Annotated in this window: 3 protein-coding genes; all 3 read left to right on the top strand. The window is 56.9% G+C overall.

Annotated features, from left to right (window positions below; translation table 11 throughout):
* On the top strand, positions 1–7,787 hold a 7,787-nt coding region (locus HQL65_18645; GenBank protein MBF0138257.1), incomplete at its 5' end, for a hypothetical protein.
* A 31-nt stretch (positions 7,788–7,818) separates the two neighbouring features.
* Complete coding sequence (locus HQL65_18650) at positions 7,819–8,934, top strand: OmpA family protein (GenBank protein MBF0138258.1); 1,116 nt, start codon at positions 7,819–7,821, stop codon at positions 8,932–8,934.
* 314 nt (positions 8,935–9,248) lie between these two features.
* Positions 9,249–10,400, top strand: coding sequence for an aminotransferase class V-fold PLP-dependent enzyme (locus HQL65_18655; GenBank protein ID MBF0138259.1), 1,152 nt, complete (start codon positions 9,249–9,251; stop codon positions 10,398–10,400).
* Positions 10,401–10,408 lie beyond the last annotated feature (8 nt).

Genomic DNA, 10,408 nt, shown 5'->3' on the forward strand with positions numbered 1-10,408 from the left:
AATCCCAGACCCTCCATGAGGTCCTGGATGCCGTGGCCGTGCGGGGCACCGACGGCGAAATCAGCCTGGAACCGTTGCTGGCCGCCGTCAAGGCGGAAGGGGAACGGGTCCTGGCCCGGCAGGATGAACTGGTCCGGCAGGCACTGAACGGGGCCGTTGCCGACCTGAAAATTGCCGTGGGTAGTGAAAAACTGGCCCGGGATTTGACCCGGACAGTCCTTGAAGAAGGAAAACGGTCGCGCTCGGAACAGGAGCGGGTCGTTCATGCTGTTCTGGAGGGTCTGGAGGGTCTGGAGGGTTCTGTATCAGAACTGAAAGAGACGCTGGTCACATTGGATCCAGCCGATGCCATCAAGAACGAGTCGGCTTTGCTGGACAAACGTTTGGCGGATCTCAAGAATACGATAGTTGGCCTGGATCCGGTTGCGGCCATCAAGAGTGAATCGGCCCAGTTGGAAAAACACCTGACAGGCCTGACCGAACGATTGGGGGTGATTGAAAACCGTTTGGAACCTGCACTGGAACGATTGCGGGATCAGAATACGGCTTTGCTGGCGGCCCAGGAGCAAAGATTGCGGGATACCCTGGTGGCAGAGTTTGTCCGGCGGGATCCCATTCTGGCCAATCTGGACCGCACCCTGGCAGAGAAGGCCCCCGGGTTGGATCTGGAACCCCTGCTCGCGGAGTTGCGCCAACAAAACTCGACCCTGCTTAACGCCCAGGAACGGGTGTTGAAAGACCTTCTGAGTGCTGAAAGGCAGCACCTGGAGCCGATGTTTGCCGAAATGCAGGGGAAATTGGCAGCCGAACAACGCCATCTGGAGCCGGTATTGAGCGAGGTCCGGGAGGCTCTGGCGGCGGATCGCCTCAACCTGGATCCCTTGCTGGCGGCATTGCGGGAGCAGGGGGAAAATCTGGCCCGGCGGCAATCCCAGACTCTGCATGAAGTCCTGGATGCCGTGGCCGTGCGGGGCACCGATGGTGCTATCAGCCTGGAACCGCTACTGGCCGCCGTCAAGGCCGAAGGGTTACGGGTTGGCGAATCAGTCAGGTTGGCCGAACAACTGACGGATCGGTTGGGGGCCATGGAAGAGCGGTTTGAACCCCTTCTGGAGTCCTTGCAGGGGCAAAACCGGGTCTTGATCGAACAATTGGATGGCGTGGAACGGCAACTTGCCCCGGTTCTGGACCGCTTGCGCATTCAGAATGACGCCTTGCTGGCGGCCCAGGAACAGCAGGTGCGAGAACTCCTGGTCGCGGAATTTGCCCAGCGGGATCCACTTCTGGCCAGGCTGGACCATGCCCTGACGGAAAAAAATTCCGCTCAGGAACTGGAACCTCTTCTGGTGGAATTGCGGAGTCAGAATGCCGCCCTGTTTGCCGCCCAGGAACAGGTATTCAGGGATTTGCTGGAGACGGAAAACCGGAATCTGGAGCCGGTATTGGCCGAACTGCGGGAGGCACTGACAGAGGACCATCTCAACCTGGATCCGTTGCTGGCGATGTTGCGGGAACAGGGAGAAAATCTGGCCCGGCGGCAATCCCAGACCCTGCACGATGTATTGAACGATGTGGCCGTGCGCGGCAGTGATGGCGAGGTGAGCCTGGAACCATTGCTGGCCGCCGTCAAGGCCGAAGGGGAACGGGTCCTGGCCCGGCAGGATGAGCTGATCCGTCAGGCCATGGGACAGGTGGTCTCTGATCTGAAGGCGGTATTGGGTCCCGAGGATCTGGTCCGAAATCTGTCGCTGACGGTACAGGCAGAAGGAAAACAGTCGCGTCAGGATCAGGAACATCTGTTGCGTGAAACCCTGGCGGGGGCGGTATCGGAACTGAAAGAGACCCTGGCCGAAACACTCTCTGCGACCCATTCGATGGCCAGAAGAGGGGGGGGCGAACACGATGTCGTTCTCGAAAAAATCCAGGCCAACGGCAAGGCCTTGCTGGAGGCCCAAAAACAGGCCCTGGAAGAGGCCGTAGTTCACCTGGTCGAAGCCCTGAAGGTGGCCGTGGATCCCCAGGGCATCAAGGAAACGGTCAGAAATGAGAGCAGCCGTCTGGCCATGCAATTATCTCAAAATCAGGAGGCAGAGCAGTTTTCCCTGACGCCGGTCCTGGCCGTGTTGCGGGAACAGGGAGAGCGACAAAACGAAACCCTGGTGCGCATTCTCTCCCAGAATACCGGTGGCAACTCTTCCACGGTGGAAAACGTCGATACCCATGCTTCCTGGATATTTGAAGTATTTCGTCGGGAGACCAGGGATTTGTTGGAGCGCCAGGCCGATACGGTCCAGAAGGTATTTCGGGATGCCCTGGCAGATGCGACCCCGGTTTTTCCCCTGGAAGAAATTGTTCGGTCGATTCAGGGCGAAACCCGATCATTGGTGGCCAGACTTGACCAGGATCGGTTGAGTGTGAACGATTTGCTGGAGCCTTTGGTGGCGACTTTCAGGGAGGAGTTTGAGCGCCTGATGCCGGATGGACACCGCCCAATCGGATCAGCAATGTCTCCGCCAGAAAGCGATGGCAACAGGATCGCCGCTCTGGAAGAGACCTCGGCACCGGTTTTGGCCACTTTCCAGGAAATGAGCCGCGTGATCCTGGAAACCCTGGAGCGGGTCAATCTGGCAGAGATTGTCTCCAGTTCAGTGCGGACCGAATATGAACGTCTGTTGACCACATCCACGTTTGGCAACCAGCCGGACACTCTGATGAATGCCGTGCAGGAACGGATTGAGATGTTGCTGACCCGGCAAACCTCGGAGCTGCGTGAAACCCTTTCTATCCTGGGCCAAGTAGCACCACGCCGGGCCACGTCAATCGAGACCGGGGAGACGTTCGAGGATGTTTCCCTGGCCCAGGCCGTTGCCGATAAGATTTCCCTGACACCGGTGTTGCGGGCCATGGAAAATTTTGGCCAGCGTCTGGCTGAAAATCAATTCCAGGCCCTGCAATCCACCCTGAGTGACATGTTGTTGCGGGATACTGAACTGATCCGGGATGGCTATGAACGCATGTTGGCCCTTCAGGAACAGGGAGAGGCGTCATGGGCACAGGTTGCCGAAAAACGCCTGTTGCCGCCCATTCTGGAGGCTCTGGTTCAACAGGGAGAATATTTGACCCAGACACGTACCGCAGTCCTGAATGCTTTTCAGCAGCAGAAAGAGAATGATGCAGTCCAGGATGGAAATTTTGAGCCGTTGGAGCAGGCGCTTCAGGAACGACTGACCCACCTGGATCAATTGCTGGGTCATCTTCCATCCAGGCTGACCCTGGAACAGGCCCTGGAAGACCTGCGTTCAGGCATGGAGGCGCACCTGGCCCAGGGTCTTTCCATCGAGGCCGTGGCCGACCTGATCAAAACGGAAACCCGGCACCTGGCTGACCGTTTTACCGAGGGGCAAACCCAACTGCACCAATTGCTGGCCCCCTTGAACCAGGAGTTGCGGCAGGCCAGGGAACAATGGGCTGCTGAAATCCGGACTCAGGACGAGACGCTGGTTCATAAGCTGATTCAGGAACTCTCCCCGGCACCAGTACTCGGTGTGCTTCAGGAACAGCAGAGTCGCATGGAACAATTGTTCGGCAGGCTTCCATCCGGGGAGACTCTGGAACAGGCCCTGGGAGAATTGCGCACCTGGCTTCCATCCGGGGAGAGCCTGGAACAGTCCCTGGGAGAATTGCGCACCCGTATCGGGGAGAGTCTGGCCAGGGGTCTTTCCGTCGAGGTCGTGACCGGCATCGTCCAGGCAGAAACCCAGCGTTTGGCCGACCGGTTTGCCGAAGGTCAGGTTCGATTGCAGCAGGTATTGGAACCCCTGGTGCAGGATTTGCGGCAGGTGACGGGCCAGTTGGTGGAAGGGCAGAGCCAATTGCAGCAGGTATTGGAACCCCTGGGGCAGGATTTGCGGCAGGTGACGGGCCAATTGGTTGAAGGGCAGAGCCAATTGCAGCAGGTATTGGAACCCCTGGGGCGGGATTTGCGGCAGGTCAATGAAAAGTTGTTCGAAGAGCAGCGGCGTGTGGTGGATGAGGTCGTGACCCGCCAATGGCGTACCCAGGAAACGCTGTTGAAGGCCATTGGCCAGCAGATTCAGAACCTGGCACAAAATCAATCCCTGGTGTTGCACGAGGCCCTGGAAAAAGTGGCAGTCCGGGATGTCGATGGCACCCTGACCCTGGAACCAATCCTGGCCGCCGTCAAGGCCGAAGGGGAGCGACTTCTTGCCAGACAGGACGAGTTGCTGCGCAGCCAGCTTGCCGATAATTCAACTGATTTGTGGCAAATCCTGAGCCAGGAAAACCGGGAGATTCTGACCATGCTCCTGGCCGAGTCCACGGCGGATGTGAGCCGGATCCTGAGTCAGGAGAGCCAGGAAAATCGGCATGTGGTGACCACACTCCTGGCCGGAGTGACCACGGATCTGCACCAGATTCTGGGCCAGGAAAAGCAGACCGTTCTGGCTGCCCTGAAACAGGCCCTGACCGGAGTGACCACGGATTTGCACCAGATTCTGGGCCAGGAAAAGCAGACCGTCCTGACCACCCTGGAGCAGGCCCTGACCCGTGTGACCACGGATTTGCACCAGATTCTGGGCCAGGAAAAGCAGACCGTCCTGACCACCCTGGAACAGGCCCTGACCCGTGTGACTACGGATTTGCACCAGATTCTGGGCCAGGAAAAGCGGACCATCCTGACCACCCTGGAACAGGTCCTGACCGCCACCGCGCAGGAAAATCAAAACCATTTGGTGAACATATTGGGGGAGATGTTCCAGCAGCAGGCTGCCCATGCCGTAACCGGTCCCTCCGAACAGGATTGGCAACGCTGGGAAAGCCAATTGCTGGTGAAACAGGAACGGCTGCTGGAAGAGCTGTTGGCCCAGGATCGGGCTGCCATGGAACCGGTTTTGGCCGAACTGAAAGAGGCCCTGGTCCAGGATCTGGCTCTTCTGGAACCTGCCATTGCCAACATTCAGACGTCCCTGAGCAAGGGGCAGATGAATATGGAACATTTGCAAACGGCCCTGGTCAGGAGTCAGACCGAACCGGCACATATCCTGGAACAGATGGAGCGTCATCAAGGAGAGTTGTTGCCAGCCATGGAGCGTCTGTTCCGGGATGCCCTGCACCGGGAACATGTGGCCATGAACACCATCATGGACGATTTGCGAACCCTGTTCCGGGATTTTACGCTCAGCCAATCCCGTGCCCTGCACGATGCGTTGGATTCGGTCGCAGTCAAAAACATTGAAGGGAAAACCACCCTGGATCCTGTGGTGGCCGTGGTCAAGGCGGAAACCGGGCGGTTGTTGTTGCAGCAACGGCAGTTGATCGATGAGGCCCTGCCCATTGCCCTGGCTCATGCCGGTTTGTCCAACTCCCGGGAGATGGTGGCCGAGGCGTTTCGTTCCGAGATTATTCATCTGGAAGAGCGGTTGCGGCATGGCCTGGAGCGCCTTGCCACCCATATGGGACCGGCACTCGATTCTCTGCATCAAAAGCTGGAATTGGAACCCTTGAAAACCGTCATTCGCGAGGAGAGTGAACGGTTGGCGCGCCGCCTGAGTCTCGATCTTTCCCAGGAAGAATTGCATAAAACAATCCGGCTGCAAGGCGAACAGCTCCGCGACCAATTCCAGGAAAGTCTGACCCGAACCTTTTCCCGGGAAAGCCTGAGTCGGATGATTCCCCTGGATCCCTTGCTGGAGCGTCTGCACGACCAGGAAGAACGCCTGGAGGAAATTTTCAGGGGGAAAGAAAACAAGAATAAAGATGGCCCCGATCCAGCCCGTCAGCCATGGAGGATCAAGGGAGATACCCTGAAAGCGTTGCTGGAGGATATGTCCCGTTTCATGGCGGTGTTTTTCGAGCGTAGTGATGAGCGTGTCATTGCCAACATCGAGGATATTGTTTCCCGCTTGAAAGCCGATGTGCCGGTCCATGATCCCGGTATGGTGGATTTGATCCTGGAGCTTTCCGAACGGTTCAGCCAGTTGATTTTTGCCCGCAATCTGGACATCAACGGCCAGGTTGTGCAGGAACTGGATCGGGGCTTGTTGAAGATTGCCCATGGGTTGCAGGAATTTACCCGGGAGTTGATGGCGGAGTTGTCCGCACAATCTGCAACGCAACGTCGGGCAAAACGTCCAAAACCCCTGCGTGAACCAGTACCGCGTACTGTGGCTATGACCCCACAGGAATCCGCAGCCGTGCCAGTAGTGGAACCCGCAACCGTTGAATCCGCAGCCGTACCAGCAGTGGAACCCGCAGCCGTGCTTGTAACGGATCCTGCCACCGCACCAGTCATGGAATCCGCAGCCGTGCCAGCAGTGGAACCCGCAACTGTGCTTGTAACGGATCCTGCCACCGCACCAGTCATGGAATCCGCAGCCGTGCCAGCAGTGGAACCCGCAACTGTGCTTGTAACAGATCCTGCCACTGCACCAGTCATGGAATCCGCAGCCGTGCCAGCAGTGGAACCCGCAACTGTGCTTGTAACAGATCCTGCCACCGCACCAGTCATGGAATCCGCAGCCGTGCCAAAATCTGTGGCTGTTGCTGCACCAGAATCGATCACGGGGGCTGACTCGACTGTAGCGGAACCTGTGCCGGAAGCTGCACGGGTTCGCCGGCATCAGCCCTGGCGCATCCAGGGTGAATCACTGATGGATCTGCTCGAAAATGTATCTGGTTTCCTGGCTACGTTTTGTGGCGAAGACGAACAGCATATTCGGGCCAATATTGCGGATATCACCTCCCGGTTGCATGCGGACGTGCCTGTAGGCGATCCCAGGGTGGTGGATCTTCTTTTGGAACTGACTGAGCGGTTCGGTCGGATGCTCGCCGAGCGTGATGTGAGTGGTCAGGTGTTGCTGGAACTCGATTTGGGGCTGATGAAAATTGCGCATGGGTTGCAGGATTATTCCCGCAAATTGATGCTGGAATTGTCGGCCCGGTCGGCACCTTCCGTGGCGCACTTCACGCCGGTGAATTCAGCCGCTCCTGTATTTTCCCAGGTGGCTCCCCCAGAACTGGTTGCCATGCCTGTCAATTCCCAGGTGGTTTCCCCAGAGCCGGCAGCCACACCGGTATTTTCGCATGGCACATCCTCCGTACCAGTTTCTGTCTGGAGAGAGTCGCCGACCTTGTTGCAGAAAAATATCGACAATCCAGATAAAACCGGTCTGAATTCATCATCCCGTACCGATCAGGAGAGGTCTTTTTCTGGATCTCCCCAGAAACAGACCAGCATGGATTCCGGGTCAAAGAGACCGGTTCTTGCCAAAGTGACATCGACGATACAGGGTTTTGTCCCGGATCCCTGGTCGAAGAGACCCGCTCCTGCCGTTGCCATTGCGACCGCGCATAATCAGGACACACCCCCTGCAACTTCCCGGATTCGCAGGCTGCCGGTTACCACAGCGCCTTCAGGTCCTTGGCAGGCCGCGTCCATGACACAGTCAACCCCGCTCCAACCCTCCCGGGGTTTTGCCCATGGCTCCAGGCTCCGGTCAATTGGAGTTCCCACGAAAAATACCGATTTCACGTCTGGTTCTGGTTCTGGTTCTGGTACAGGCCACGGGAAAGGATTGACACTCCTGCGCCCGGAATCCCTGCCGCCTATCAAAGGATTGGAATTGAACAAGGTGATTGAAAAATTGGTCTCCGGCAGCGGGGGACAAAATACGATGCCGCATGATGCGGTTGATATTCCCCTGGCAGCCAGGGTTCCCAAAGAGATCAAAGAGGCTTTTTTCAACAGCTTTTTGATGCGCTACAAATAATCGTTCTATGAATATTCAGAACCGCAATCTCATGACGAATTACATGCTGCTTGATGGAGCCGTCGGCATTCTGTCCTGGTTTTTGTTGCTGCTTTTTTGTGCGCTGATTCTTTTCTTTTTCATGTTGGTTCCGAATGGTCAGAGGCTTTCCCGGGTGGTCGATTCATCTTCGGTCCCGGTCATTCGCACAGGCCAACTTCCGGTTGCCGTCGTGCAGACCAGTCCCCCCCCGCTGCCTGTGGTTCAGGCAGACAAGCATTTGGCCGATGTTGTTCAGATCGATAAACCTCCACGCCCTGTCGAACAGGCCCGGCAAACCGAGCTTCCTGTGGAACAGGTTGGGCAACCGCAGCCGCCCGTGGTCCAGGCTGGGCAAACCGAGCCTCCCGTGGTCCAGGCCGGGCAACCACAGCCGCCCGTGGTCCAGGCTGAAAAAACTCAGCCGCCCCACGATCTCATGCAACAGGTCGTTCCGGCTCCTGAGCCTGTTTTTCCTGTTGCCGGAGAGGCATCGAATCAGCATTTGTTGGGTTTGTCCATGTGTCCGGGAACTGAATCACGTCCTGGTCATCCCGATGCCCGGTCCGCTTCATCCGGGTTGATGACGCCGTCAGATCCTGCCTACCGCAACACCCTGGGCCAGTTGTTGGATTGCTTCCAAAAACAAATGCAGGCCATCGGCGTTGCTGCAAAAACCGATATTGATCGGGGTCTCTTGTTTTTGCCTCCACTTTCGGAGTCGCAAGCACAAAATGATTTGAAGCTGCTGCCCGGCAGCCTTGCTGCCTTGCAGCCTGTTTCCGGGTTGCAGAGAACAATCCGCTTTCCTCTCGGCGAAGCCCGACTTGATCCGGAAGCAAGTCAGTTGCTGACGCCCATGCGCCAGTATTTACAACAAGATCCGGATGCCCGCGTCCTGTTGCAGGGACATGCCGACCGACAAGGTACCGATGCGTACAATCTCCAGCTCAGCCAACATCGCACCCAGAGTGCGGCAGACTTTTTTGCGGCAGGCGGAATCCATCCTGAACGCATGATCCTCGAAGGCTTCGGTTCCTCGCGCCCCATGGATCCGAACGACACCGAAGCCGCCTATGCCCGCAATCGCCGGGTTGAAATCCGGATTTTCAAAAAAATTCCTCAATAAAATTATTGTCTGGTGTATTCGTTTCCTTCGATATTGATTTTCACAGCGGAAATAGAGTATTTTGCCTGGAAAATTTGCAGGTTCCGGCAGGTCAAAAATTTCTCCCCGTTGCCCCAATCGTATTGTATAACGGGCCGAGTCGTTGGACGTTGCCAAGACAATTCCTGCCAATTTGGAATCCGTTCCGGAAATAAACGATTTGAAGGAGGCACGTGTCATGTTGGCAGAAACCGCCGAAAGATGGACCAGAGAGTGGTTGCAGCAAGGTCGCCTTGAAGAAGCTGCGACCATGCTTTTTAAACAGAACCAATAAAATGAACTATCGCCAGGAATTCTCTCTGCGTGAAGGATTGATTTATTTCAATCATGCCGGTGTGGCCCCTCTGCCAGTGCGCTCGGTGCGCATCATGGCCGAATTGGCGGACCACATGGCCCGGTATGGGGCTTTTCGTTATCGCGAACTGGATGAAGTCTACACCAAAGCCAGACAGCGTTGTGCGCAACTGCTGGATGTCTCTGCCCGCGACGTGGCCTTTGTGCCCAATACTTCCGAGGGGCTTTCCTATGTTGGTCTGGGCCTGGATTGGCAGGCAGGGGACGAAATTGTCACGACAGATCAGGAATTTCCTTCCAACATTGTCATCTGGCTGGATCTGGCCCGTCGGCATGGCCTGAAGGTCCATCAAGTGCCGTCCGGCAATGATGGCCGGGTCGATGCGTCGGCCTTGTTGGAGCGGGTCAATGCCCGTACCCGGGTGGTGGCGGTGAGTTCAGTCCAGTTTGGTACCGGGGCCGTAGTGGATCTGGAGCCAATCGGTGCGGCATTGCGGTCTACAACCACCTTGTTTGTGGTGGATGGCATTCAAAGTCTGGGCGTCATTCCCCTCCAACCGGCAGTCATGGGAATCGATGCCCTGTGTGCCGATGGCCATAAATGGCTTTTGGGTCCGGAAGGGTGCGGTTTTCTCTACCTGTCGGAAAAAGGCCAGGCGCAAATACAACCCCGGGTATTGGGATGGCACTCAGTGGCCAATGCCGGCGATTATCAACGGATCTGTATCGAACCCAGGGAAGATTGTCGCCGGTTTGAAGCCGGTTCCCCCAATCTTCTGGGCGCGGCAGCACTCGGGGAGAGTATTGGATTGCTCCTGGACGTGGGTGTGGCCAACGTCCAGAATCGGATTCATGGGTTGGTCCAATCCTTGACCACGGGTTTGCGCAATCTGGGCTGTATCATCCATACCCCTTTGGCCCCGGATGGTTTTCCGGAGGCCGGTATCCTGATTTTTTCCCATCCACAGGTAGCAACCAGCACCTTGCATCGGGAACTCATGGCCCGGAATGTTTACCAGGCCCATCGGGGTGCCGGAATCCGTTTTTCTCCGCATTTTTATCAGGATGAAACCGATGTCGCCCGGGCACTGGCCTCAGTGGCCGAGGTGTTGTCAGGAGGAAAATCAACATGAAGACGACC

The organism is Magnetococcales bacterium (assembly GCA_015228935.1).
Classification (GTDB): Bacteria; Pseudomonadota; Magnetococcia; order Magnetococcales; family DC0425bin3; genus HA3dbin3.

Excerpts from the sequence above, each read along its gene's own strand:
- HQL65_18650 (MBF0138258.1), top strand. The coding sequence starts at position 7,819 with ATGACGAATTACATGCTGCTTGATGGAGCCGTCGGCATTCTGTCCTGG.
- HQL65_18655 (MBF0138259.1), top strand. The coding sequence starts at position 9,249 with ATGAACTATCGCCAGGAATTCTCTCTGCGTGAAGGATTGATTTATTTC.